Raw genomic sequence first — 669 nt, forward strand, 5'->3', positions numbered from 1 at the left:
TTTCACGTTTGAACCGTGGTGGTCACGATCCTATGAAAGTGTATGCTGCATTTAGTGAAGCCATGAAAACCAAAGGTCAGCCAACCGTTGTATTGGTTAAGACAGTCAAAGGTTATGGTTTATCCACCACCCAAGCGGTCAATAAATCACATCAAGTTAAGAAGCTTGATCAAGAAGCGTTGGTGTATTTCCGTGATCGTTTTGATTTGCCATTTACCGATGAGCAACTAGAGACCCTACCATTTTATCGCCCTGAAGAAGGTTCAGCGGAGATGAAGTATCTCAAAGGTCGCCGTGAAGCGTTGGGTGGTCATTTGCCAAATCGCCGTAGTGGTCACATCCCGCTTAATATTCCTGAGTTATCGATTTTTGATCGTGTGCTACAAGGCAGTAAAGGTAAAGAGCAATCGACTACCATGGTATTTGTACGTCTATTATCAGCAATGTTAAAGAATAAAGACATTCAAGACCGTGTAGTGCCAATCGTACCTGATGAAGCGCGTACCTTTGGTTTAGAGGGTATGTTCCGTCAATTGGGCATTTACTCTGCCGTTGGACAAAAGTACACGCCAGAAGATAGTGAAGCCTTGATGGGCTATAAAGAAGCCATCGATGGTCATATGTTAGAAGAAGGTATCAATGAAGCGGGTGCGATGAGTGCATGGATTG

At 43.8% G+C, this 669-nt stretch carries 1 pseudogene; it reads left to right on the forward strand.

Going from position 1 to position 669, the window contains the following annotated elements:
• Positions 1-669 (forward strand): annotated as a pseudogene (gene aceE / locus ACS8FD_RS21205) (pyruvate dehydrogenase (acetyl-transferring), homodimeric type); the annotation flags it as partial.

It is taken from the genome of Psychrobacter sp. 1U2, assembly GCF_051847575.1.